Annotated in this window: 22 protein-coding genes; 1 reads left to right on the top strand and 21 read right to left on the bottom strand. The window is 49.0% G+C overall.

Annotated features, from left to right (window positions below):
* The first annotated feature begins 90 nt into the window (after window positions 1-90).
* Window positions 91-894 carry an alpha/beta hydrolase gene (locus NSU14_RS35015; RefSeq protein WP_340948792.1) on the top strand — a complete coding sequence of 268 codons (804 nt, stop codon included), beginning with the start codon at window positions 91-93 and terminating at the stop codon, window positions 892-894.
* A 234-nt stretch (window positions 895-1,128) separates the two neighbouring features.
* Here the strand turns inward: NSU14_RS35015 and argH are convergent, their stop codons facing one another.
* From argH to fliW, 21 genes are all read right to left on the bottom strand, one after another.
* Window positions 1,129-2,544 (bottom strand): argininosuccinate lyase, encoded by a 1,416-nt coding sequence (gene argH, locus NSU14_RS35010; RefSeq protein WP_042140215.1) that lies wholly within the window; start codon window positions 2,542-2,544, stop codon window positions 1,129-1,131.
* A 138-nt stretch (window positions 2,545-2,682) separates the two neighbouring features.
* Window positions 2,683-3,918 carry an argininosuccinate synthase gene (locus tag NSU14_RS35005; protein ID WP_039302739.1) on the bottom strand — a complete coding sequence of 412 codons (1,236 nt, stop codon included), beginning with the start codon at window positions 3,916-3,918 and terminating at the stop codon, window positions 2,683-2,685.
* A 687-nt stretch (window positions 3,919-4,605) separates the two neighbouring features.
* Window positions 4,606-5,574, bottom strand: coding sequence for an ornithine carbamoyltransferase (gene argF, locus NSU14_RS35000; protein ID WP_340948791.1), 969 nt, complete (start codon window positions 5,572-5,574; stop codon window positions 4,606-4,608).
* A complete protein-coding gene (locus NSU14_RS34995; protein WP_340948790.1) occupies window positions 5,571-6,863 on the bottom strand; it encodes an aspartate aminotransferase family protein in 1,293 nt (430 codons plus the stop codon). The genes argF and NSU14_RS34995 overlap by 4 nt, the downstream gene beginning before the upstream one ends.
* Before the next feature lie 151 nt (window positions 6,864-7,014).
* On the bottom strand, window positions 7,015-7,830 hold the full coding sequence (argB, locus tag NSU14_RS34990) for an acetylglutamate kinase (protein ID WP_340948789.1): 816 nt from the start codon (window positions 7,828-7,830) through the stop codon (window positions 7,015-7,017).
* 112 nt (window positions 7,831-7,942) lie between these two features.
* Window positions 7,943-9,175 carry a bifunctional ornithine acetyltransferase/N-acetylglutamate synthase gene (gene argJ / locus NSU14_RS34985; protein WP_042141746.1) on the bottom strand — a complete coding sequence of 411 codons (1,233 nt, stop codon included), beginning with the start codon at window positions 9,173-9,175 and terminating at the stop codon, window positions 7,943-7,945.
* Window positions 9,176-9,197: 22 nt separating this feature from the next.
* Window positions 9,198-10,253: an N-acetyl-gamma-glutamyl-phosphate reductase gene (argC, locus tag NSU14_RS34980; RefSeq protein ID WP_445670077.1), complete on the bottom strand. Its 1,056-nt coding sequence runs from the start codon at window positions 10,251-10,253 to the stop codon at window positions 9,198-9,200.
* 183 nt (window positions 10,254-10,436) lie between these two features.
* Complete coding sequence (locus NSU14_RS34975) at window positions 10,437-11,321, bottom strand: YitT family protein (RefSeq protein ID WP_042140219.1); 885 nt, start codon at window positions 11,319-11,321, stop codon at window positions 10,437-10,439.
* Between the two features lie 97 nt (window positions 11,322-11,418).
* A protein-coding gene (prfB, locus tag NSU14_RS34970) for a peptide chain release factor 2 (RefSeq protein WP_152679813.1) occupies window positions 11,419-12,532 on the bottom strand; the annotation gives its coding sequence in 2 pieces (ribosomal slippage) (window positions 11,419-12,459 and window positions 12,461-12,532; 1,113 coding nt in all).
* Window positions 12,458-12,658, bottom strand: coding sequence for a hypothetical protein (locus tag NSU14_RS34965; RefSeq protein ID WP_340949051.1), 201 nt, complete (start codon window positions 12,656-12,658; stop codon window positions 12,458-12,460). The genes prfB and NSU14_RS34965 overlap by 75 nt, the downstream gene beginning before the upstream one ends.
* Window positions 12,659-13,106: 448 nt before the next feature.
* A complete protein-coding gene (secA, locus tag NSU14_RS34960; RefSeq protein WP_042140220.1) occupies window positions 13,107-15,611 on the bottom strand; it encodes a preprotein translocase subunit SecA in 2,505 nt (834 codons plus the stop codon).
* A gap of 312 nt (window positions 15,612-15,923) precedes the next feature.
* Window positions 15,924-16,481, bottom strand: coding sequence for a ribosome hibernation-promoting factor, HPF/YfiA family (gene hpf, locus NSU14_RS34955; RefSeq protein ID WP_042140221.1), 558 nt, complete (start codon window positions 16,479-16,481; stop codon window positions 15,924-15,926).
* Between the two features lie 260 nt (window positions 16,482-16,741).
* Window positions 16,742-18,184: an S-layer homology domain-containing protein gene (locus tag NSU14_RS34950; protein ID WP_340948788.1), complete on the bottom strand. Its 1,443-nt coding sequence runs from the start codon at window positions 18,182-18,184 to the stop codon at window positions 16,742-16,744.
* Window positions 18,185-18,624: 440 nt separating this feature from the next.
* Entirely contained in the window at window positions 18,625-18,822 is a 198-nt protein-coding gene (locus NSU14_RS34945) for a cold shock domain-containing protein (protein ID WP_019915069.1), read from the bottom strand.
* Between the two features lie 228 nt (window positions 18,823-19,050).
* Window positions 19,051-19,386 (bottom strand): flagellar protein FliT, encoded by a 336-nt coding sequence (locus NSU14_RS34940; RefSeq protein ID WP_076246409.1) that lies wholly within the window; start codon window positions 19,384-19,386, stop codon window positions 19,051-19,053.
* Window positions 19,379-19,777 carry a flagellar export chaperone FliS gene (gene fliS, locus NSU14_RS34935; RefSeq protein ID WP_076246406.1) on the bottom strand — a complete coding sequence of 133 codons (399 nt, stop codon included), beginning with the start codon at window positions 19,775-19,777 and terminating at the stop codon, window positions 19,379-19,381. Before fliS ends, NSU14_RS34940 begins: the two co-directional genes overlap by 8 nt.
* Window positions 19,778-19,806: 29 nt before the next feature.
* The gene (fliD, locus tag NSU14_RS34930) at window positions 19,807-21,321 is read right to left on the bottom strand and encodes a flagellar filament capping protein FliD (RefSeq protein ID WP_256703962.1); all 1,515 of its coding nucleotides are present in this window, start codon (window positions 21,319-21,321) and stop codon (window positions 19,807-19,809) included.
* Between the two features lie 17 nt (window positions 21,322-21,338).
* Entirely contained in the window at window positions 21,339-21,740 is a 402-nt protein-coding gene (locus NSU14_RS34925; RefSeq protein WP_083705651.1) for a flagellar protein FlaG, read from the bottom strand.
* A gap of 1,046 nt (window positions 21,741-22,786) precedes the next feature.
* Entirely contained in the window at window positions 22,787-24,169 is a 1,383-nt protein-coding gene (locus NSU14_RS34920) for a flagellin N-terminal helical domain-containing protein (RefSeq protein WP_076246404.1), read from the bottom strand.
* A 245-nt stretch (window positions 24,170-24,414) separates the two neighbouring features.
* On the bottom strand, window positions 24,415-24,657 hold the full coding sequence (csrA, locus tag NSU14_RS34915; RefSeq protein ID WP_076246401.1) for a carbon storage regulator CsrA: 243 nt from the start codon (window positions 24,655-24,657) through the stop codon (window positions 24,415-24,417).
* Window position 24,658: 1 nt separating this feature from the next.
* Window positions 24,659-25,114: a flagellar assembly protein FliW gene (gene fliW / locus NSU14_RS34910; RefSeq protein WP_256703961.1), complete on the bottom strand. Its 456-nt coding sequence runs from the start codon at window positions 25,112-25,114 to the stop codon at window positions 24,659-24,661.
* Between the last annotated feature and the right edge of the window lie 19 nt (window positions 25,115-25,133).

The raw sequence follows: 25,133 nt of genomic DNA, 5'->3' as shown, positions 1-25,133 counted from the left end.
GCAATGCTTGCAAGGAATAAATCTAGAGATTTCTACAATTTATATCGTTTAGCGGCTGTGCTATTATTTGGGCTGAAAGGGGATATGCGAATGGCTTTAATCGAATGCAAGTTTTATTCGGAAGTGCTGGGGCTGAACACCTCGATGACCGTGATTCTGCCGCAACAGACTACTACACAGATCGGAATGAGTAATGTGTCACGGGGGAACCTTCACCCTACGCTGTACTTGCTGCACGGCTTGTCCGATGATGATTCGATCTGGCTGCGCCGGACCTCGATAGAGCGTTATGTAGCGCAGATGGGCATTGCCGTTGTTATGCCTCAGGTCCACCGCAGCTTCTACACCGACATGGCGGCGGGCGGACAGTATTGGACATTTATCAGTGAGGAGCTGCCGGCGCTGGCCCGTTCGTTCTTCCCGTTGTCAGCGAAACGCGAGGATAACTTCGTGGCCGGACTGTCGATGGGCGGTTATGGAGCGATGAAGCTGGGGCTGCGTAAGCCGGAGACTTTTGCCGCTGCCGCGAGTCTGTCCGGTGCCCTGGATATGGCCCATCATTTCATGAACTGGGAAGATAAATCACAGAAGACGAAGGAGTATGTGCAGATTTTTGGAGACAAGGACATTGCAGGCACTCCTGAAGACCTGCTGTGGCTGCTGAAGGAAGTGGACCGCTCCAAAGGGCCGAAGCCCCTTCTCTATCAGTGCTGCGGCACCGGGGATTTCCTCTATGAGGACAATCAGACTTTCCGTAAGGCCTGCTCCAAGACCAAGCTGTCACTGACTTACGAGGAAGGGCCGGGCGAGCATGAATGGGGGTATTGGGATACCAAGATCCGTGATGTACTGAACTGGCTGCCACTCGGCAAAGCAAAGTCCGCTGACTTGTAAGCGGGTACCCGCCACGCATGTGAATTATAACTTCATTTTCTGCAAAAAAAGACTGTCCTCCCGCATCCTATCGATGCGGTAGAGGACAGTCTTTTTGAAAAGATAAGAATTTATATGCTTTGCACAATAATGCTCCTTATCTTTCTCGCTGAAGCAATACCGTCCTTATTAAAGGACAGCACAGCCGTTTCCACTTGTTGATTCAGTTATATCCGCTGCCAGCTTAGCTGCTTCTTATTGTGCAGCATCCCCATGCTGCACAACCCATTCGTTAGCCGCCAGCAGAGCTGCCTCGGCCCGTTCAATGGCTGCCTGCACCTGAACAGTAGCTGTGCCGCCGTATACGTTACGGGCGTTCACAACTGCCTCCGGCTGCAGTACAGCGTAGATCTGGTCATCGAACAGCGGCGAGAACTGTTTGAATTCCTCCAGGGTAAGATCCAGCAGGAATTTGCCTTCATTGATGCAGTACAATACGGTCTTGCCTATAACCTCATGCGCCTGGCGGAAAGGCAAACCCTTGCCCACCAGGAAGTCAGCGATATCGGTCGCGTTGGAGAAATCGGTATTCACGGCTTCGCGCATCCGCGCCTTGTTCACCTTCATCGTGGAGATCATCGGCGCGAACAGCTGCAATGCTCCTGTCAAGGTGGCTACAGTATCGAACATGCCTTCCTTGTCTTCCTGCATATCCTTGTTATAGGCCAGCGGCAGCGATTTGAGGACGGTCAGCAGCCCGATCAGGTTGCCGTAGACACGGCCTGTCTTGCCGCGTACAAGCTCCGGCACATCCGGGTTCTTCTTCTGCGGCATGATGCTGCTGCCGGTGCAGAAGGCATCGTCCAGCTCCACGAAGCTGAATTCCGTGCTGCTCCACAGCACCAGCTCTTCGCTGAGCCGGGACAGGTGAGTCATCACCAGCGCTGCATTGGCCAGGAACTCAACAATGAAATCACGGTCGCTGACAGCGTCCAGGCTGTTCTCATAGACGCTGTCGAAGCCCAGCTGCTCGGCCACGAAGTGGCGGTCAATCGGGAACGTTGTTCCCGCCAGCGCCCCTGCACCCAGCGGCAGCACGTTGATCCGCTTGTAGCTGTCGGTCAGGCGCTCCGCATCGCGGCGGAACATGGATACATAAGCCAGCAGATGATGCGCGAACAGAATTGGCTGAGCGCGCTGCAGATGGGTGTAGCCCGGAACAATGGTCTCCACATTGTCCTTGGCTTGCGCGATCAGCGCTTCCTGAAGCTCATGCAGGAGAGCCACCAGCTCTACTACACGGTTACGCAAGTAGAGATGCATATCCGTCGCTACCTGATCGTTACGGCTGCGGCCGGTGTGCAGCTTGCCGCCGACCGGACCGATCTCTTCGATCAGATTCTTTTCAATATTCATATGAATATCTTCATCGGCTACGGAGAACACAATCTCTCCCGCACGCACCTTATCCAGCACCTTATTCAGTCCGTTCTTAATCGTCTCCACATCATCCTGCGGCAGAATCCCGCATTTGCCCAGCATCGTGACATGCGCCAGACTGCCCTGCACATCCTCTTCTGCAAGTGCCTTGTCGAATCCGATGGAAGCTGTATACTCCTCCACCAGCTTGTTCGTTCCCTTGGTAAACCGTCCGCCCCACAGCTTGCTCACCTGTTGTTTCCTCCTCGATTGACGTTAGAAGGGCCGCCCCTGTCCGGATGGGAGGAACGGCCTTCTTCTGTCCGCTTATATTGTGCGATGCTGTATAAATTCTTATATTTTGAAAAACCGCTAAGCGGCTAGATGCTGCTACTTGTTGGACTCTGCTACGCCGGCCGATACCTTCAGGCGCAGAGCATTCAGACGGATGAAGCCAGTTGCGTCTCCCTGATCATATGCCTGTGTAGGATCTGCTTCCATAGTAGCGATATCCGGGTTGTACAGGCTGACCGGACTCTTCACACCGGCCCCAATGATATTGCCCTTGTACAGCTTGACGCGTACAGTACCGGTTACGTTCTTCTGGCTTTCCTTCACCAGAGCCTGCAAGGCAAGCCGTTCAGGAGCGAACCAGAAGCCATTATACACAAGCGTGCTGTAACGGGTGATCAGGCTGTCGCGCAGGTTCATGACTTCACGGTCCATGGTGATCGACTCCATTTTGCGGTGAGCGGTGAACAGGATCGTTCCGCCCGGTGTTTCGTACACGCCGCGGCTCTTCATGCCGACGAAACGGTTCTCCACCATATCGACGCGTCCAATGCCATGCTTGCCGCCGAGCTCATTCAGCTTCTCCATGACTTGCAGCGGGGATAACGGTTCGCCGTTCAGCGCTACGCAGTCGCCCTTCAGGAAGTCCAGCTCCAGATATTCCGCTTCATCCGGAGCATCTTCCGGCGCATTCGACAGCAGGAACATTTCCTTGTTCTCCGGTGCGCTTGGATCAAACCAAGGATCTTCCAGCACGCCGCTCTCATAGCTGATATGTAGCAGGTTACGGTCCATCGAGTACGGCTTCGCTGCTGATGCTTGTACCGGAATACCGTTGGCTTCAGCGTAAGCGATCATTTCCGCGCGCCCCGGGAACTGGTTACGGAACTCTTCAAGACGCCAAGGAGCAATCACTTTGATGCTTGGGGACAAGGCTGCGGCGTTCAATTCGAAACGCACCTGGTCATTCCCTTTGCCGGTTGCCCCGTGAGCAATAGCAGTTGCGCCTTCGGCGATGGCGATGTCCACCATACGCTTAGCAATCAGCGGACGGGCGATGCTTGTGCCCAGCAGATATTGGCCTTCGTAGAGTGCGCCCGACTGGAACATCGGGTAGATGAAATCATTCGCGAATTCGTCGCGCAGATCATCGATGTATACTTTCGAGGCGCCGGTCGCCAGTGCTTTTTCCTCCAGGCCGTCCAGCTCTTCCTTTTGGCCGATATCAGCTGTAAAAGCAATAATCTCCGCGTCATACGTTTCTTTCAGCCATTTCAGAATGACTGAGGTATCCAATCCGCCGGAATAGGCGAGTACAATTTTTTCTTTTGCCATGGGGGTGCAACTTCCTTTCGTTGTGGGGGAGGTTATAAGATCAACTGCAATCTCATAATCGGGTTTTAGACGTCCCTGCAGAGAATATTTGGACTTTCGGCCGCTGTTGTCTCCAGATATCTTTGAATATACCGCTGTAGCGGACAATATCCGGAGACAAAGGCGGACGCTACCGCTCCTACAGTTCCAAAATTCCCTTTCGATCCTTCTATCCCTCTTATTTCAATCCAGTTCATCTTATATAGGTTTGTATATAAGATAAGATCCAAACAGGCTTACCCCTGTTTTACTCTAAGATTCAAACAACTAACAGAACTTACATAGGCCTAGTACAATGTCAGATTTAAACTAGTGAAAACTACTTTGGTAATTCGCTTGCTGATGGTTTGCAGTAAACCAGTTACGGTATATATGCAAGCTTAATTGTACTTTATACAACTAAATCGTCTGATTTTCAACCGATTATCCATTTAGTTGTATTTCGTACAATTAAACTGCCAGTTGTACGCGGTTTTCACCTATTCAGGCAGATTTAGTTGTACAGACTACAGTTATAAGAGGCAAGCCTCCCTTTTCGCTGTTTTTAATTGCACAGTATACAACTATCACTGAATTTCACTTGGATCTGAATACATCAATTGCTTCCTTGTTGTATTAAATTACTTCTTTAGTTCTGGTTGTACTAGGTTAGCCCATCAAAGCAGCCATAAGCGCCTTCTGCGCATGCAGGCGGTTCTCCGCCTGATCGAAGATGACGGAGTTCGGGCCGTCAATGACACCGGTGCTGACCTCTTCCTCACGGTGGGCCGGCAGGCAGTGCAGGAACAGATAATCGCTTTTTGCACCCTTCACGAGTTCCTCATTGACCTGATAGTCCTTGAACGCCGCCTCACGCGCCAGCTGCTCAGCCTCGAAGCCCATGCTCGCCCATACATCCGTATAGATCACGTCAGCGTCCTGTACCGCCTCCTGCGGGCTGCGGGTAACGGTGATGACCGAACCTGTCCCCTTGGCGATCTCGCGCGCCTCGGCCACTACAGCCTCATCTGGCTCATAACCTTCCGGTCCGGCGATAGAGACATGTACGCCCAGCTTGGCACCGCCGATCAGCAGGGAATGCGCCATGTTGTTGCCGTCACCGATATACGCGAGCTTCAAGCCCTTCAGCTTGCCCTTGTGCTCGTACACGGTCTGGTAATCCGCCAGCACCTGGCACGGATGCGCCAGATCGCTCAAGCCGTTGATAACCGGAACGGATGCATAACGGGCCAATTCTTCCACTTTATCATGGCCGAAGGTACGGATCATGATACCGTCCAGATAACGCGACATCACCTGCGCCGTATCACCAACCGTCTCACCGCGGCCGAGCTGGATATCATTTTTGCTGAGGAACAGCGCATGACCGCCCAGCTGATACATCCCCACTTCAAACGAAACACGTGTACGGGTTGAGGATTTCTCAAAAATAAGCCCGATCGTCTTGCCCAGCAGCGGCTGGTAGACTTCGCCGTTCTTAGCTTTGCGCTTCAGCTCAATCGCCAAATCAATCAAATACGTAATTTCCTCCGGGCTGTAATCATTCAGCTCCAGAAGATCACGTCCTTTGAGCTGTGCGGCGATAGCCTCTGTAACGCCCGTTGTTCCCTGACTCATGAATCTGCCTCCCCGTTTCCTTTGTTAGCATAAGTATGAATTAGTTCCGAAAGGATGTCCACCGCCTGGTCGATCTCCTCATAGGTTACGTATAAATTAGGCAGCAGGCGAACGACATTCGGTCCGGCTTGGACGAACAACAATCCGCGTTTCTGTCCGGCCAGCACAATCTCGGCCACAGGCTCTGCACATTCAATTCCGATCAGCAGGCCTTTGCCGCGGATATCCTTCACGAAGGTAGTGTCCGCCAGCTTCTCTCTAAGCAAGCCGGTCAGATAATCGCCCATCTCAGCAGCCCGCTGCGCCAGCCCGTCTTCCAGCATCGTCTCAATCGTCGCTTCCATGACCGCTGCGGCCAGCGGTGTGCCGCCGAAGGTAGTCGCATGACTGCCCGGGCTGAACGCTTCACGAAGGTAACCCTTGCCCAGCATAACACCGGCCGGGAAACCGCTGGCCACGCCTTTGGCCAAGGTGAAGATATCCGGCTCAATGCCGTAATGCTGATGGGCGAACAGCTTGCCGGTACGGCCCATGCCGGTCTGCACCTCGTCTACGATCAGCAGCAGTCCATGTTCCTTGCATAACAAGACTACAGCGTCAAGGAATTCCTGCTGCACTTCAATCACGCCGCCCTCAGCCAGCACCATCTCCAGCATGATCGCTGCCGTATGCTCCGTGATTGCAGCTTTCAGTGCCTCCAGATCATGCAGAGGCACAGTCTTGAAGCCTGCCGGAAGCGGCAGGAAGCCTTCTTTTACCTTCGCCTGCCCTGTTGCTGTCAGTGTAGCCAGCGTACGTCCGTGGAACGATTGCTCGAACGTGATCACTTCATAGCGGTCCGCACCCTTCACCTTCTGGTGATACCGGCGCGCCAGCTTAATCGCAGCTTCATTCGCTTCCGCTCCGCTGTTGCAGAAGAATACCTGATCCGCACAGCTGTTGTCTGTAAGCAGCGCAGCAACCCGGTCCTGGCCCGGAATGTGGAACAGGTTCGAGACATGCCACAGCGTATCAATCTGCGCCTTCAGCTTCGCGCCTACCTTCTCTGGAGCATGGCCCAAGCTGGTTACAGCGAGTCCGCACATGAAATCCAGGTATTTGTTCCCCTGATCATCCCACACCCAGCTGCCCTTACCCTTGACCAGACTAATATCATATCTGGCGTACGACGGGAATACCGCACTCAGCTTGGCAGGAGCAGCAGCGGCCCCCTGTTCCTTCGTTTCCACAGAACGTTCCTGCGGCGCCCCCGTCAAAGAATCCTTATCTGCCTGTGTAAGCTCACTCATTCTCAGTCACTCTCCCACCATGCTTCTGCCGGATTACCGTCAGCGCTTCTAATTTACTCTCCACTACACCAGATCCCCATCTGCCAGATGCCAATCAGATCAACCTTGCACTCCCTATACCACTCCGGCAGCTAAGCTGCTAACTGCATAATTATCGGACAATCCGCGTCCCCAGCTCTTCGCCCTGCAGCACCCGGCTGAGCACATTCGGCTCTTTGCCGTCGACAATGACAACCTCGGACACCTTGCCCTGAATGCAGTCCATCGCAGCACGCACTTTAGGAATCATTCCGCCGTAGATTTCACCGCCTTCGATCAGCGCCTCAATCTGCGCCACCGTGACGGACGGGAGCACAACCTTCTCTCCATCCAGCACACGCATAATTCCCGGCACATCCGTAACCACGATCATCGTAGGCGATTCCACAAAAGATGCCACCGCTCCGGCAGCTGTATCCGCATTAATGTTGTAACGCTGACCCCCGCCGTCCACACCGATAGGTGCGATTACAGGAATGTAGCCCATCGCGAGGATACCCGTCACAATCTCCGCTCTGACCTCGGTTACTTCTCCCACCATGCCCAATACATCGCTGTTCGCAACCGGACGCGCCATAATCAGGTTGCCGTCAACTCCGGATAATCCGAGCGCCTGCCCGCCGGTGGCTTGAATCCGGCGGACAATCGCCTTATTAATGCTTCCAGCCAGCGTCATCTCTACCACATCGAGCACTTCTTCCGTCGTCACCCGCAGGCCGTTCACGAAGCTGCTCTCAATCCCAAGCTTCTCCAGATTCCCCGAGATCGCCGGCCCGCCGCCATGAACAATTACAGGCTGAACCCCGCTTCGCTGCAGCTCCCGCAAATCCTCAAAGAACGAATCCGGCAGCGCAGCCAGCGTACTCCCGCCGCATTTCATCACGAACAGGCCACTGCCCGGCTGCTTCTTTATAGGTTCAAACGTCATCTCTCAGTTACCTCCCTATATAAGCTGAACTTAAGATACTAACTTAAAGCTCAGTCGTCACTACGGTGAATATTTGGACTTCCGGCCGCTGCCCGCCGCCAACCAGCGCAGATCAGGTGCGGTATGCGGCATTAATGCGCACATAATCGTAAGTGAGGTCGCAGCCCCAGGCTGTGGCACTTCCGCTTCCGTCTGATAACGTTACTGTAATCAGCACCGTGTCACTTTTTTGCAAATAATGCAGCGCCTTCTCTTCGTCAAAAGCCACCGGACGCGACGCCCGCAGCACCTCTATATCTCCCAGCTTAATATCTACCCGTTCCGGCGATACCGGCACTCCCGCGCGGCCTACAGCAGCGATAATCCTTCCCCAGTTGGCATCCGCTCCGAAGATCGCTGACTTCACCAGGCTTGATCCGACTACAGTCTTGGCAATCGCAGCAGCACCTTCATCATGCACTGCACCATTCACCTGCACTTCGATCAGCTTCGTGGCACCTTCCCCGTCACGGGCAATCGCCATCGCCAGACTCCGGCACACATGTGTGAACGCCGCGGCAAAAGCCTCCCAATCCGGATGCAGACGCGTCAGCTTCTCATTTCCCGCCAGGCCGCTCGCCATAGTGACCAGCATATCATTTGTGCTAGTATCTCCATCTACTGTAATCATATTAAAAGTAGAGTTGGTTGCACTGCGCAGCAAGCTAAGCAGATCCTCAGCATCAATGACAGCATCTGTAGTCATAAAGCCAAGCATCGTCGCCATATTAGGATGAATCATACCTGAACCCTTGGCCGCACCCGCAATCGATACCTCTGTACCGCCAACCGTTAGCTTGACGCAGCTTTCTTTTTTGACCAGATCCGTTGTAAGAATCGCCTGGCTGAACTCCTCTGCACCCGCAGCGCCGCCATCCAGCTTCTCCGGCAGTCCGGCAATGCCGCTGCGCACACAGTTCATCTTTAGCAGCTCCCCGATTACCCCGGTCGAGGCTACCGCAACATCCAGCTCGTTCACGCCCAAATAACGGGCAGCCGCAGCGCGCATCTCATACGCATCCGCTTCACCCTGATCACCTGTGCAGGCATTGGCATTCCCGCTGTTCACAATTACCGCCTGCAGCGTGCCATTCGCCAGACTCTCCCGTGTCACCTTCAGCGGAGCCGCCTGAAACACATTCGTGGTAAAAACCGCAGCAGCCGTCGCCGGAACCTCGCAGAGGATAGCTCCGAGGTCGTTACGTTCGGTTTTTTTGAGACCGCAATGCAGCCCTCCTGAAGTGAAGCCCTTAGGTGTAGTAATACTTCCGCCTTCCACGACGGTATATAGTTTGTTCTCGCTCATGTTATAGTTTGACCGCTGCACTTTATGGATACACTGGTGTGTAGCCAAGACCGCGGGTTTCCTCCCATCCCATCATCAAATTCAGGTTCTGAATCGCCTGTCCTGCAGCGCCTTTAACGATATTGTCGATGACCGACACAATGGTGACCCGTCCGGTACGTGCGTCTGTGGCGAAGCCGATGTCGCAATAGTTCGATCCGCTGACTTCCTTCGTCGCCGGAACCACTCCGGGCTCGCGCACCCGCACATACGGTCTGCCTGCATAATACTTACGGTATAATTCCACGAGCTCCTGCTCGCTGTGTTCTCCGGTCAGCCCGGCATACATCGTGCTCATAATTCCCCGGGTCATCGGCACAAGATGCGTAGTGAACGTTACCGTTACTTTTTCCCCCGCGATATCCGTAAGCACCTGCTCAATTTCCGGGATGTGCTGATGTTTGTTGATCTTGTAGGCTTTGAAGTTCTCATTGATCTCGGCAAAATGAACCATCAGGCTTGTTCCCCGTCCTGCCCCGGACACCCCGGATTTCGCATCAATAATGATGCTGTCCGGTTTGATCCAGCCTGCCTCAAGTGCCGGAACCAGTCCCAGCAGCGTAGCTGTGGGATAACAGCCGGGATTAGAGATGAAATCCACACCGGCCGCACGCTCGCCGTATACCTCGCATAACCCGTATACCGCCTGCTGCAGATAAGCTTCCGGAGGAGCGGGATGCTTATACCACTGCTCATACTCCGCGCCATCCTTCAGCCGGAAATCCCCGGACAGGTCGACGACCTTGAGTCCGGCTTCGAGCAGCTGAGGCACCAGCTTCGCGCTCACACCCGAAGGAGTAGCTGTGAATACGACATCCGCCCTGCTGGCAATCTCTGCCGCATCCACACCATCCAGATTACGCTGCACAATCCCTGTTAAATGAGGGAAGCCTTCCTCAATCGGCGCACCGGCGCTCGAAGAAGATATTACTGAAGTAATCTCTATATCAGGGTGGCTCTGCAGCAGCCTGATCAGCTCCACGCCCCCATATCCCGTTGATCCGACAATCGCCGCTCTCAGCTTACCTGTCACTGTCATCCCCGCTTCCCGTTTCTGCTTTATATCATTATTACCTGTGAATAACCGTTCTGCAAATATGTATTATTATACGACCGAATTAATATAAATACAACATGTAACGTTAACTTTATTCCGATGTTCCCACTGGAAACAGCCATGCCTTTTATCAAAAGAAAAGCGCAGAGCTCCCCTAAAGGGAGTCTACGCTTCTCTTTTGAAACCTTCGCCCAGCACTTCATGGGCCTCCGTAATAATTACAAATGCACTCGGATCTACAGAGCGGACGATCGCCTTGAGTCTCGTAATTTCATTCTGGCCTACCACGGCCATCAGGACAGTACGATTGTCTCCAGTGTAACCGCCTTGCGCATTCAGCTTGGTCAGCCCGCGGTCCAGATCATTCAGAATCGCCTGCGAGATATCCTCCGTCTGATCGGAGATGATATACGCCACCTTCGTGGTGCTGAAGCCTACCTCCAGCGCATTGATTACCTTGCCCGTCACGAACAGCCCGATCAGTGCATACATTGCCTGCTCCATACCCAGCACAAAAGCAGCCAGCGTAATCACCGTACCATCCAGCAGCACGACGGACAGCGAGAAGCTGAAGCCGGTAAGCTTTTGAATAATCTGCGCGAGTATGGTCAGTCCGCCCGTTGATCCGCGTCCGCGGAAGACCAGGCCAAGCCCCAGACCCACACCAATTCCTCCATATATAGAGGCAAGCAGCGGATTCGTAGTCGGCACCGGTCCGTCTTTCGTCAGGAAGATAAACAGCGGCAGCACAAAGCTCCCCAGCAGCGAGCGGATGCCGTACTGTTTACCAAGGAATATGACCCCGAGAATAAAGAGCGGAATATTAAGCGCCCACTGGGTAAAAGCCGGCTCCGCCCCAAACCAGGCCTCGGCAAGCACGGATAACCCCGATACCCCGCCGGAAGCAATCTGGTTCGGGAGGAAGAACAGGTTGAACGCCAGCCCCGTAATCAGCGAGCCGATCAGAATGAGCGCAATATCCACTGTATGACGCAGCGGCCCGTTTAGCGGGATGAGCGGAGGTTTGTTGCGTGAATTGATTTTTTGCATGGATGCCCTGCTCCTTAGATGTGATCTTACTGTCCTTGTTATTCTTTTCAGAAAAAAATCCCTACACCTCCGAAGACGCGTAGGAATATCCATGCCCTTATTCAGTTTCCGTCTTAATCTGACTGCGCAGGTAGCCGTCAATGAAGCCATCCAGGTCGCCGTCCATCACCGCTCCGACGTTGCCCGTTTCTACAGAAGTGCGGTGATCTTTCACCATGCTGTAGGGGTGGAACACATAGGAACGAATCTGGCTGCCCCAGGCAATCTCCGATTGTTCGCCGCGGATCTCATCGAGATGCGCCTGCTGCTCCTGGATTTTGCGCTCATAGAGCTTGGAACGCAGCATCTTCATCGCTTGTTCCCGGTTCTTGATCTGCGAACGTTCATTCTGGCAAGTTACCACGACTCCGGTTGGCAAGTGGGTAATCCGCACCGCTGAGTCCGTAGTATTGATATGCTGACCGCCCGCGCCGCTGGCCCGGTACGTATCAATCTTAAGATCCTCTGTACGGATATCTACTTCCACATCGTCTGCAATCTCCGGTACCACATCGCAGGATACGAAGGAGGTATGCCGTCTGCCCGAGGAGTCAAAAGGCGAAATGCGCACCAGACGGTGTACACCCTTCTCCGCCTTCAGGTAGCCATATACATTGTAGCCCTTAATCAGCAGCGTTACACTCTTGATGCCTGCTTCATCACCCGGCAAATAATCGAGCACATCTACCTTGAAGCCCCGCTTCTCCGCCCAGCGTGTATACATGCGCAGCAGCATCTGGCCCCAGTCCTGGGATTCTGTTCCGCCCGCACCGGGATGCAGCTCCAGGATCGCGTTCAGCTTATCGTACGGCTGATTGAGCAGCAGCTGCAGCTCGAACTCATCTACCCTGCTGCTTACACTGCGGATCGTTCCGGCAATCTCAGACGCAAGCGCGTCATCGCCTTCTTCATCCGCCAGCTCCGCCATCATCGCCGCATCGTCATAATCCTGCTGCAGCTTATCGTATTGATCGACCACCGACTTCACGGCGTTCATCTCGCCAATAACGCTTTGCGCCTTCTCCGGCTCATCCCAGAACCCGGGCGCTGCCATCTTCTCTTCAAAGTTCGCTATAATCTCCAGCTTAAGGTCTAAGTCAAAGTGACCCCCTAAGATTGGTTAGTTTCTTGCCTATTTCACGCAGGTCCTGCTTCACATTAGGATCGATCACTTGGATCACATCACCTTTCAAAATAAAATATTGCGCCGGCCGCTGGGTTTGGGTGTTTTGCGGAATGGGTGATTCAGCTTCTTCCTGCTGATGAATCGCCCTTAAGAAATGCCTGTCGGTGTACACCGTAACTGCGGGGAATGTTTGGACTTCCGGCCGCTGTTAGGATTGAATTTCCTCATTCAAACTGCTCAGCGCAGTTGAAATTCAATCCTAAAGGCGGACGCTACCGCTCCTACAGTTCCAAACTTCCCCTCCGTCACTCCCACCTCAATTGCAGTTTTACAGAGCCATTCCGTTCGCTTCGCTTGAAGCAACCGCCCCATTCCTTCAAACATCCAAAAAAGCGGCCGGGCCGCAAACGGGGAGTCCCCCGGGCCCAGCCGCTTTTATTGTCATTATAACCTAAGTGACAGTGAACAAAACTCGAGGTGCATTACGGTGAAAGGTATTCGCAGCGCGATGACTGCTCATTATTTCACCTTGATCAAACAGAAACATTTTTGCCACTTTTCATAAATGGCACCGTTTCAGCGGGAAATTATTATACAACCAGACAAGTGAATTACTTCTCTTACGCCTGACCGTGACAGTTCTTATATTTCTTGCCGCTGCCGCAAGGGCAAGGATCGTTACGGCCGACAGTAGACTCCACATGCACCGGACGTTTCTCAGCAGGCTCAGCGTTCGTGGAGATCTTATCTTCTTCCACTACCGACTGACGCTCCTGATTCGTCTCAATATGTGCCTTCATAATGTAGGTCGCCACTTCTTCCTGAATGTTCGCCGTCATGGCATTGAACATTTCGAAGCCCTCGAATTGATATTCGCGAAGCGGATCGGTACCGCCGTAAGCACGGAGGTGAATCCCTTGACGAAGCTGATCCATGGCATCGATATGATCCATCCATTTGCTGTCTACGGAACGAAGTACAATAACCTTCTCGAATTCACGCACCAGCTCAGCGCCGAGACGTTCTTCACGTGCTGCATATTTCTCCAGTACACGGCCAAAGATGAATTCGATGATTTCTTCTACTTCTTTGCCCCATAGATCATCACGGGTCAGGGAATCTTCCTCCAGCAATTTGCTGTTCACATAATCCGCGACTTCCTGCAGCTCCCAGTTTTCCGGGATATCGTCACTGCAGTGGGCATTCACAATACGGTCAACGACCGGTTTGATCATTTCCACTACAATGTCTTTGATATTGTCAGACTCGAGAATTTCGCGGCGCTGTTTGTAGATAATCTCACGCTGCTGATTCATCACGTCATCATATTGCAATACGACTTTACGGATATCGAAGTTGTTGCCTTCCACCCGTTTCTGGGCAGATTCAACCGCTTTGGTAATCATACGGCTCTCAATCGGCTGATCTTCTTCGAATCCAAGACGGTCCATCATGTTCAGCACGTTGTCCGCGCCGAAACGTTTCATCAGTTCATCCCCAAGTGACAGGTAGAACTGCGTGGAACCCGGGTCACCCTGACGTCCGGCACGTCCGCGCAGCTGATTATCGATACGGCGCGATTCATGACGTTCTGTACCAATAATATGCAGACCGCCAAGATCGGTCACGCCTTCGCCCAGTACGATATCCGTACCGCGTCCAGCCATATTCGTAGCAATCGTTACGGTTCCCGGCTGACCGGCAAAAGAGATGATTTCAGCTTCTGCAGCATGATGCTTCGCGTTCAGCACCTGGTGTCTGACACCTTTGCGCTTCAGCATTTCAGATACGCGTTCGGAGTTCTCAATCGATACCGTACCTACAAGCACCGGCTGATTCTTTTTGTGGCGCTCCACAATTTCAGCGACTACAGCGTTGAACTTGCCATTCTCGCTTTTGTAGACCACGTCAGGCATATCAACACGCTGATTAGGTTTGTTGGTAGGTACCTGGAGGACTTCCAGACCGTAGATCTTCTTGAATTCCTCTTCTTCTGTCTTCGCAGTACCGGTCATTCCACCGAGCTTGCGGTACATACGGAAGTAGTTCTGGAAGGTGATTGTAGCCAGCGTCATGCTCTCATTCTGGACTTCAATCTCTTCCTTAGCTTCGATAGCCTGGTGCAGCCCGTCGCTGTAACGGCGGCCCTGCATCAGACGTCCCGTGAACTCATCGACGATCATAACCTCGTCTTCGTTAACCACATAGTCTACATCGCGGCGCATAATTGCATTCGCCTTCAGCGCTTGTACGATATGATGGTTCAGCGTAACGTGACTGTGATCATACAGATTCTCTATGCCAAAAGCACGCTCAGCTACAGCAACGCCCTTCTCGGTTAAGGCAACAGACTTCACCTTAATATCAACAGTGTAGTCTTCTTCAGCAGTCAGCTTCTTCACGAAACGGTCTGCTGCATAATACAGCTCTGTCGATTTCTCAGCTTGTCCGGAAATGATCAGAGGTGTACGGGCTTCATCGATGAGGATGGAATCGACTTCGTCAATAATACAGAAATACAGCGGACGCTGTACCATCTGTTCCTTATAGAGCACCATGTTGTCACGCAGATAGTCAAAACCAAACTCATTATTCGTGCCATACGTAATATCGCAGGCATATGCTGCTTGTTTATCATTATGGTCCATGCCGTTGAGGTTGACCCCAACCGTCATGCCCAGAAAGTTATAGATTTGCCCCATTTGTGCGCTGTCGCGCTGAGCCAGATAATCATTTACGGTTACGACATGCACGCCTTTGCCCAAGAGTGCATTCAGATATACCGGCAGTGTACCTACCAGCGTCTTGCCTTCCCCGGTCTTCATTTCGGAGATCCGGCCTTCATGCAGCGCCATACCCCCAACTAACTGAACGTCAAAATGCCGCATGCCCAGCGTCCGTTTGGAAGCTTCGCGTACGGTTGCAAATGCCTCGGGAAGAATCTCTTCCAAGGTTTCACCCTTCTCAAGACGGGCACGGAACTCTACTGTCTTAGCCTGCAGCTCTTCATCCGTAAGCGATACGAAATCCGGCTCCAAACCATTAATTACTTCGACCGTCTTCATGAGACGTTTGACATCACGTTCATTAACGTCGCCAAATATTTTTTTAACAAGTCCTAGCATGGTTAACCCCTTTCATGCAACACAGATGGTGGAACCGAGCCCATCCTCAACAAATTGAAAGGGCCATATATGATTTCGATTCCGCTGCTTCATAAATTGTAACAGTTTGTAAGAGAAGCCGCAATACAAGCTGCCGCAACCTTATTCTGCATAATGCCTTTTCATAGGAACAGATGCAGGTATTCTTAACTCTACCTTCTGTATATACGCACAAGAGCCCTATTCGCTTCAAGCGAATAGGGGCTCGTCTAATTGTCCACGTCAGGCTGAAACGGAAGCCCTTCCTTATACCAGCAATTTCCGGTTAGCAGGTTAGTTCTGTTCGATCAAACCATACTTGCCGTCATCGCGTTTGTAAACAACGCTAACTTCAGAAGTGTCGATGTTGGAGAACACGAAGAAAGTATGTCCAATCATGTTCATTTGCAGAATCGCTTCTTCCACATCCATAGGCTTCAAGGTGAAGCGTTTGTTCCGCACAACCTCAAGATCATCATAATCCTGTTCCTGATCCTCAACAGCTACGGCACTGGCCGAACCTTCTACGAACAAGGTCTTCAAGCTGCCTTCCTGGCGGAACTTGCGGTTAAGTTTGGTCTTGTGCTTGCGGATCTGACGTTCCAGCTTGTCCACTACGGCATCGATGGATGCATACATATCATCGCTGCGGTCTTCCGCACGAAGCGTCACACCTGCCAGAGGGATTGTAACTTCCACCGTATGAAGGCCGCGAACGACGCCAAGCGTCACATATCCTTCTGAGGTAGGGGGTGCATCGAAATACTTCTCAAGTCTGCTGAGCTTCTTATCAACATAGTCTCTCAAAGCGTCGGTCACTTCAATTTGTTGACCTCGAATGCTGAATTGCATGGGCACTCCTCCTTTGTTTACCTTTTCATTATAGCAAATTGTCAGGGCTAAGTAAAAAACAAATCATGACAGCCTTTACATTTAGCTAACAAAAGATGTCATAGCCTTTCCCTAAACAATAAACAGGCCCGGCTAGCGCATGAACTCGCCCTGGCCGGACCATTACAGCTACAGTATTATCTCACTTTGAAGTCTAGATTATGAATGATTGCTGACATATTGCATATTGCAGACAGTAGCGTCTGATTTATTTGTCTTACTTATTTGGTCTGGATGCGCAAAATCTCTACTGGGGAGAAGTTACCATTAGAACCAGTGATGAAAAAGACTTTATAGGCTGTGTTGGAAGTCAGTCCGCTCAGCGTAAAGGTATGCTTGACACCTGGAGATACTGTAGAATTCGGACCCGCAAAAGTTCCCGTTAAGACAATGCCAGCACTATCCTTTCCTTCAGAAATTTGTTGTGCTGTAGGATCAGCTTCCGTTGCCTTGACCACAACATATTTCAGGGGTGCAGGGAGACCCTCTGTCTGCCCATATTTGGCATACACAGCGGCAGTTACAGTTCCTATGCTTTCCACTCCCACCTGGGTAAGTGAGGTGGTGCTGCTTGCTGCTGTTTTCAATCGAAGCGGTGTTACGCCAGACCAATTGCCTGAATTATCAGCCAGAGCGACATATACGGTATATTCAGTACCTGCACTCAGACCATATACAGAGAACGCAACGGTTGTATTAGCTGTTGTTGCGATTGTGCCGGAATGAACGCCTGCTGTTCCTGCACTAGTCAATCCGTTTTTCACTTGCGCTACAGTTGGTGCTGTTACATTGATGCTGTAAGGAGCAACTACATAGTATACTGCCCCTGTTACCGAAGGAGTAACATATACATCTGCAGTAACCGAACCCACATGACCATAGGTCACATTGCTTACAGAAGGCAAGGTAACGTTGCCGCCACCACCACCGCCAGTGCCGCCACCACTACCACCGGTGACCGGGGTTGCTGTTGGGCTAGTGCTTGGCACAGGTGTTGCTGTAGGAGCAGGCGTTGCCGTAGGAGCCGGTGTAGGTGTCACTCCACCAGTGCCTGACGGTTTATAGACAACAGAGTTACTGATGATTCCGACTGCTTCGGCCCGTGTAAGTGATCTCTTCGGTCCGAAGGTTCCGTCCGGATAACCATTAATAATCTTCTTGTCTGCTGCTGCTACCACCGCACCTTTGGCCCAGGCTGCCACTTGGGCACTGTCCTTGAACTTAAGTGTAGTAGAGCTTGTACTCAGCTTCAGGACTTTGGCTGCAATGACAGCCGCTTCCTGCCGGGTAAGCGGATTATTGGCACGGAAGGTATTATTCTCATACCCGCCGATGTAACCGGCCTTTACGGCTTTGGCTACTTCGCTGTAAACCCAATTTGTGCTTTTGACATCCGTGAAGCTAATGGAAGCCGTTTCGGTGAACCCGAACAGGCGATTGATCAGTGCCACATACTCGCCACGGGTAATAGCCTTGTTCGGCTTCACCGTTCCGTCAGGATAACCGCCCAGGTATCCTTTATCCAGCCAGCTCTGCAATTGCTTCTGCGCCCAGTGACCTTGAATGTCTTTGGGGGTAGCCGCAGCTGACACACTGCCTAATGATCCGAGCAACATCGAAATACCAAGTAATCCGGCCATAAGGCCACGCCATGTTTTCTTCATTCTTTTGTTCATCCTCCTGAGTGTTTGATGGGCATAGGCTTCACTGCATGTCTTCTTATCTAGGTTCTTTTCGGAAGCATACGCCTAAGCTAATAATGGGGTGCTATCTAGGCAACAAAAAGCCCAACATCTCTCATTACCCATATTTTGGAGGGAATTAACGGATTCTTGAAATAAAACTTTACAAAGTGTCTAATGATGTGTCTTTTCCGCCTTATGTTGCGCGTTATTTGTTAGGTGAACGCAAGCAGAAACAACAGTACCATCCTTAATAAGGACGGTACTGTTTCAGCGTGAAATAGAAGGATACTTTATTACGCAACGCAGATGAAGTCTTATATTATAAAAAAGACCCCAGGGAAGTATCCCCAAGGTCTAACGCTAGCGTTGTCTCAATTGCTAACCATCTACCATATATGTAGGTCGGCTTCGCCGGATGATTATAATTTGATGACGTTAGCTGCTTGTGGTCCGCGTGCGCCTTCAACGATATCGAACTCTACGGATTGGCCTTCGTCCAATGTCTTGAAACCGTCAGTTTGAATCGCGGAGAAGTGTACGAATACGTCGCCACCATCGGCAGTTTCGATGAAACCATAACCTTTTTCTGCGTTAAACCATTTTACTTTACCTTCCATTGACTAAACATTCCCTTCGTCATCAGATGAACGTGAGTCTTGCTCACAAATCGACTATACCACCGCTGCTTCTCTATTGTCAATTGGAATAGTAAATGTTTACTTGCAATATTTTACCATCCTTAAATCTCTCATAAAAAAGGCAGATTCTGTGATACAAGATACAAAAAAAGGAGCAGACGCTATTTAAATACCCGCCCGCTCCCCAGCTGAAACATCTGGAATCTATTATTTTTTTCGGTCCATTAGAATGCTGTCGGGGGTGTAACCTGCCTCGTATGCGTTACGCTGCATCTTGGCTTGGCCGCGTTTCTGCAGAAAGTTCTGGGCTTCCTGACGAAGAGTATTCATCCGGTCCAGCAGCTCATTATCGTATCCTAGGATCCGATTGATTTCTTGTTTTTGTGCAGCCGACGAAGAATAAATTGCGACTTTTTCTGCAATGGAATCGACAAGTTTCTGCCGCTCCTCTACAAATACTACAAGCTCCTCGTATGTTGCTTCCTGAAGCCTGCTCATCATCCCACGGGTAAGCAGGTCCAGACTACGGATTAGTTCATCCATTAGCAATCTCAGTCTGAGTCTGAGTTGCGGCAAGCTTAGACGCCTGCAGCCAGGTTTCGCGGAGATCAATAAGATAACCCAAGGCCTCTTCGGCTTTTTCCATGGATTTGTAAATATTGGCTTCTATTAGAAGATAATTAGTATATTCATAAAGTAAAAATAAGTTCTTGGATACGTCAAATGAATGATCCAAGGTAGACATCAGTTCACTTATGATCGTTTGAGCTTTCCCAAGATTAAGATTTGTTTTCTCGTAATCTTTCTTTACTAACCCATCCATTGCTGTTCTCACGAAACGAATAGCCCCATCGTAGAGCATAATAACCAACTGCGCAGGTGTTGAGGTCTGAACAGAGGACTGTCTGTATTTATCATAAGGAGATGTAAGCAAAAGTGTCACCCTCTATTTATAAAATATTCTTAACTAGAAGTGGAGAAAAGACTGGATGACTGCGACTGAAGCTTATTCATAGCTGTTTCCATTGCTGAAAATTGCTTATAGTAACGAGTCTCAGTATTTTCCAACATTGTTAACATGGTATTGATCCTAGAGTTATATTCTACGAGCTTTTTTCCCATAACGCTTTCTGCTTTGAACGAACTAGTAGTACTAGCTGAGAATTTATCAGTACCAGCTCTTTCTGATAATTTATTTAAAGCTATTGTAACTTTGTCAGCAAGTTTATCGAATAAACCTGCGTTAGGATCTGAAGTTGACCCTTGAAATATATCTATTATTTTTTGCGGATTGGCCGTAATTGCTTCTTTCAGTTTAGTCTCATTAAGAACTAACTTTCCACCCTCATAATATAATCCAGTAGTAACCCCTATACTGCTTAATCCACCTAATTTTTCAGATATTATTGAGCGCATTGAAGAAGTCAGGTTACTTAAAATATCGTCATTTTTTAAAAGCCCACTCTTAGCCTTCTCAGTCCAAGCAGTAATATCGTCATCTTTCATTTCTTTCTTCTGTTCATCTGTCAGAGGAGTAAAATCACGATATTTGACCTCACCAATTTTTGATGTTAACGAAGTAAGCAACGTATTATAATCCGAAATGAATCCTTTAATTGTTTCCATAGTTTTATCAGTATCAATCTGCGTAGTAATTTTGGTTTTTACATCTGATCCACCTAAGTTAGTTTTAGAAATTAGTGTCAACTGTATTCCATTGACTGTAAAGGTATTACTGCTTGGTGTCATATCAGTTCCGTTAATATTTACTTTGGCATTATCCCCTGGAGTCGATTCCCATAAATCAACTTCATCCTTCTTGTTAAAGAGAATGAGTAATGAAGTATCGTTAGCTCCACTACCGAGTGTAACTAAACCATCCAGTCCACTCTTCTTGGAGGCTATAGTAAGCTTACCTGTTATCTCATCAAAAGTAGCAGCAACATTTGCCTTGGTATCAGCATTAATTGTTGCGATGACAGTCGATATATTTGTTGCTCCTGTAAATGTAAAAGTTCTATCATTTACCTTCAGTTTGTACTCTTTTGCCTTAGCAGCATCAGATTTAGGATCTGACGCATCAAGTGGAGCCTGGAGTTGTGCCAGTGTAGAACTAGTGGTAAAACCAGTGCCCGCTCCAGCAGTCTGTACGGTAGTCTTTGTTGCCAATTGACTGACACTTATCTCCATATCGATACCACTTGCATTTGCTAAAGCTGTTGCTTTCACAGCATCAGTATTGCCAGTGGTAACCGCTTTGTTTGAATTAAGCGCCTCATTCACTCCATACTGCGTTATTAATTTATTCGACCGAAAGTCATATAATTTGCTGTTTACTTCACGGTAACTTTCTCTCGTCCAGTTCAAAATCTGCTTTTGTTGATTCAGTTTATCTAATGGAGCCCTCTTGGCTGTCATCAAGCTTTTAACCATACTATCAACGTCCATACCTGAAAATCCATTAATACGTGTAACCAAAACAACACCTCCAAAAACTATATTTTCTCATCCACAAGTATGCCCGCAATCTCCATCATCTTTGCTACCAAATCTAGAGTCTTCTCTGGGGGCACCTCACGAATAAGTTCTCCTGTGTCCTTATTAAGTACCTTTACCATAATATCATGAGTTTTCTCATGAATGCTGATTTCTAGAGTAGTCTGGGGTCCTTCCAAGGATTTTACGGCCCGCTCAATAGTCCGGATGAGTTGCTCTTCAGCAACAGATACGTTAACACCCTGCTTCTCTCTCGTCTGCATATCTTTGGTGTCCCGAATTGGAGAAGCTTGTTTTACCGGATTTTCCAGCATGGTAGTTTCAACACTCGGTTTAACTTCAGATCTGCTTTGTCCAGTGACTATAGAAGAACTAGCAGAAAGTGAAAACTGTATATTCATGAATCCACGACCTCCAACAACACTCATTTTTATACTGTATATATCGGTAGATTTGAAGGATAATTTAGGACTTGCTTCAAATAAAAAATAATACGTTCCGTTTCATTAAAAATATAGTGAAACAATTTATTCTATCAGCGTCTCTATCCCATTTTAGTCGAAAACAAAAAATAGAGCCCTACAGGAGCCCCTCTAAATGTGCTGTGCTGAATCGTGTGTATTTCACGATTGTTTTTTTGTTATTCTTCTCTAGTGCCCCCTCAGACAATCTTGATCTTATTTTGCTCACGTAGAATAATGACTTTGCGTTTATTCTTGTTTCGCCTGCGAAAGGCATCCTTGAATGGCCAATACTAAATTTTAGTGTTTGGAAAAATTTCTACCTTCGAAGACAAATTTCGAAAGGATCCAAATGACATTCGATGCGATGTCGAAGGGAACTACGTTTTTCAAACCAGCCTTTCCTACGGAAGGGTTGAAGCGAGCGCGGCCCAAACTTATTCTTACAAATTACAAGCCCGTCCGCTGGAGGGTTCCTAGAACTCTTCGATTCATTTTTTCAGACTTAAATTCAGGATCGTTTGAATCCTTCCACGTTTACGTATTTTGCTACGTAATCATGTCTTCGCCCAGGATTACCCGGAGCATTTTGATAGTGATCGAAGACACTACTTTGCGTTCCTCTAGAGCTTGTTTCAATTTTGAGAGCGACTAATTTGTAAATGGATAGCGGCTACTATTGAATTGGAGGGATTTGGGCAAGCTCAAAGATCTCACTGCGTTTTGGAGTGAAGGTCGGCGGAGGCCAGAATGAGCAAGGCTCGACGGACCTGAAACAGGTGGGCTCCCTTACGGGAGTCTGAAGGAGTCAGTTGCCTTCTTCGTGAGTTAAGTCACGAAGAAAAGTAGTCATGCTGCTCACCTCAAGAGAGTTGGATTTACGTAGGATTACCGTTTTCCCAACTCAGATAGATTAATAGTTACATTAAAGAAAGCAAAAGAAAAGAGACCCTAATAATTCCAGGGTCCCTTGTAATTGCTTAGGATTAACGAAGTAATTGAAGCACGCCTTGTGGCTGTTGGTTAGCTTGAGCCAACATAGCTTGTGCAGCCTGTGCAAGAATGTTGTTCTTAGTTTGAGTCATCATCTCTTTTGCCATATCTACGTCACGTACACGAGATTCAGCAGCCGTCAGGTTTTCAGAAGAAGTATTCAAGTTGTTAATAGTATGTTCCAAACGGTTTTGGTAAGCTCCTAGTTTGGAGCGTTCACCGGAAACTTTATCGAGAGCAGATTGAATCGTAGTGATAGAAGTCTCAGCTCCTGAAGTAGTAGAAACATCAATCGCATTTACACCTAGTGCAGCAGCGCGCATGTCAGTAATAGACACGTACATAGTTTGGCCTTCATTTGCACCAATGTGCATATTCAAGCCACCATTACTAGCAACTGTAACATCCAAATTGTCAGCTGCGGATCCTGTGAATCCAGTTTTCACTTCCAATTGAAGACCTTTTGCATTTCCGCTTTGAACAGTAATAACATTTCCATCTGCTGTATAAGCTTCAGCACCTGTAAGAGTTACAGTTGCGTCAACACCTTCAGTAACAGTCGCACCTGCAAAAGAACCAGCACCGATATTAGAAGTAGTCATATCTGCTTTACTTCCTACTACAGAGGAGGTAAGAACAATTCCAGCACCATCAGTATGGGATGCAGTTACACCAATACCTGCTTTGTTAATAGCATCAAGTGCATCTTGAACTGTGTCCGTTGCATCGAATTTAAAAGATACTCCATTAATCGTAATGTCACTAGCAGCAGCAAGTGCTGTATTTTTAGTAGCAAAAGTCGCAGTAGTAGTAGCTTTATCACTAGTTGCTTTTGTTGCTGCTGTGATTTCTACAGTACTAGCAACTTTAGTGTCAGCAGATCCTCCAAGAACAGCAACCATCGATGTATCAATGGTTGTACTAGTACCGCTTTCAGTGACATTGGCTGCTACCGCGGCTCCACCGTTAAGCAACTTCTTAGTGTTAAATTCAGTTGTATTCGCAATACGGTCAATTTCATCTTTCAACTGACTAACTTCTTTTTGAATTTCCGAACGGTCTGTATCTGTGTTAGTATCATTCGCAGACTGAACAGCAAGTTCACGCATACGTTGCAGAATGCTGTGTGTTTCGTTCAAAGCACCTTCAGCTGTTTGAATCAAAGAGATACCATCTTGACCATTTTTTGAAGCCATATCCAAACCACGGATTTGACCGCGCATTTTTTCGGAGATAGCCAAGCCAGCAGCATCGTCACCTGCACGATTGATGCGAAGACCGGAAGACAATTTCTCGATATTTTTACTAGTTGCTGCAGTGTTAGTAGACAACTGGCGGTGAGTGTTCAGCGCCGCAATATTGTGGTTAATAATCATTTGATATTTCCTCCCTGAAATTAAGTTAGTTCCACATCCATGTGGTAAACGCCAAACCATTAAGGTCGGCCGCCCTGCCGGATCAGCGTCTAATACATATATCGACTGGATGTCCTCAACTGTTTAGAGTTTTTCAAAAGTTTTTTTGAAGTTATGCGAAATTCATCTCAAAAAATAGAGGAAATACTACAGCAGCTATTTTTAAACCTGCTGAGATATTTCCTCTATATACTCTAATTTAGATGTTATTCGTTGCTTTGCGGTCCACGAAGCCTATGAATCAATGCACTCAAATCATTCTGCTGTGGGGCCACTGATTCCTTGTTAGACTCCTGTATAGAGAGATACACCTCTTTACGAAAAATATCGACATGCTTGGGTGCAGAGATGCCAACCTTTACAGTATCACCATCCACACTTAAGATCGTCAGTTCAATCTGGTCCTGAATGACGATGGTCTCTCCTTTTTTGCGGGACAGTACGAGCATATCATCCACCATCCTTTCCATCTATTGCTGTTTGCTCTTGCAGCAGGCTATGTTTCGTATGATAAGGTGTCCGGTGGAGAACAATTTGTTTACCGGTTAATCCGATTGGATTCAGCACAATCGGTGCTAAGAGATTTATTGTAGAAGCTTCTACATCTTCCTTCAGGGTAATAATACAGCGAACGAGTACTTCTGATTCAATTGCAAGTTCCTCTGCTTCATCATCCGGAAGTTCAAATTCATAAGATGGATAGAATACGAATGGATCACCCAATAGAAAGGACAGACCTTGCTCTTGTACAGACTGCAGTACCCAAAACGGGGCGTCAGGCATAGCAATTAATGCGAAATCAACTTCTTCATCAAACCCAGGAATACCCTTTGAAAAATGATAAATCTGATTTTCATTTACTTCAAGTTTACCCATTGTATATGTTTCTATAATCAAGTTATTCACTCCTTAAAAGTTCTGCATA

Origin of the sequence: Paenibacillus sp. FSL R10-2771 (genome assembly GCF_038000205.1) — a bacterium.
Taxonomy (GTDB): domain Bacteria; phylum Bacillota; class Bacilli; order Paenibacillales; family Paenibacillaceae; genus Paenibacillus_AQ; species Paenibacillus_AQ phytohabitans.
This window is presented reverse-complemented; position numbering and strand designations above follow the sequence as displayed.

Excerpts from the sequence above, each read along its gene's own strand:
- NSU14_RS35015 (WP_340948792.1), top strand. The coding sequence starts at position 91 with ATGGCTTTAATCGAATGCAAGTTTTATTCGGAAGTGCTGGGGCTGAAC.
- NSU14_RS35005 (WP_039302739.1), bottom strand. The coding sequence starts at position 3,918 with ATGGCAAAAGAAAAAATTGTACTCGCCTATTCCGGCGGATTGGATACC.
- argF (WP_340948791.1), bottom strand. The coding sequence starts at position 5,574 with ATGAGTCAGGGAACAACGGGCGTTACAGAGGCTATCGCCGCACAGCTC.
- NSU14_RS34995 (WP_340948790.1), bottom strand. The coding sequence starts at position 6,863 with ATGAGTGAGCTTACACAGGCAGATAAGGATTCTTTGACGGGGGCGCCG.
- argB (WP_340948789.1), bottom strand. The coding sequence starts at position 7,830 with ATGACGTTTGAACCTATAAAGAAGCAGCCGGGCAGTGGCCTGTTCGTG.
- argJ (WP_042141746.1), bottom strand. The coding sequence starts at position 9,175 with ATGAGCGAGAACAAACTATATACCGTCGTGGAAGGCGGAAGTATTACT.
- argC (WP_445670077.1), bottom strand. The coding sequence starts at position 10,253 with ATGACAGTGACAGGTAAGCTGAGAGCGGCGATTGTCGGATCAACGGGA.
- NSU14_RS34975 (WP_042140219.1), bottom strand. The coding sequence starts at position 11,321 with ATGCAAAAAATCAATTCACGCAACAAACCTCCGCTCATCCCGCTAAAC.
- secA (WP_042140220.1), bottom strand. The coding sequence starts at position 15,611 with ATGCTAGGACTTGTTAAAAAAATATTTGGCGACGTTAATGAACGTGAT.
- hpf (WP_042140221.1), bottom strand. The coding sequence starts at position 16,481 with ATGCAATTCAGCATTCGAGGTCAACAAATTGAAGTGACCGACGCTTTG.
- NSU14_RS34950 (WP_340948788.1), bottom strand. The coding sequence starts at position 18,184 with ATGAAGAAAACATGGCGTGGCCTTATGGCCGGATTACTTGGTATTTCG.
- NSU14_RS34945 (WP_019915069.1), bottom strand. The coding sequence starts at position 18,822 with ATGGAAGGTAAAGTAAAATGGTTTAACGCAGAAAAAGGTTATGGTTTC.
- NSU14_RS34940 (WP_076246409.1), bottom strand. The coding sequence starts at position 19,386 with ATGGATGAACTAATCCGTAGTCTGGACCTGCTTACCCGTGGGATGATG.
- NSU14_RS34925 (WP_083705651.1), bottom strand. The coding sequence starts at position 21,740 with ATGAATATACAGTTTTCACTTTCTGCTAGTTCTTCTATAGTCACTGGA.
- NSU14_RS34920 (WP_076246404.1), bottom strand. The coding sequence starts at position 24,169 with ATGATTATTAACCACAATATTGCGGCGCTGAACACTCACCGCCAGTTG.
- csrA (WP_076246401.1), bottom strand. The coding sequence starts at position 24,657 with ATGCTCGTACTGTCCCGCAAAAAAGGAGAGACCATCGTCATTCAGGAC.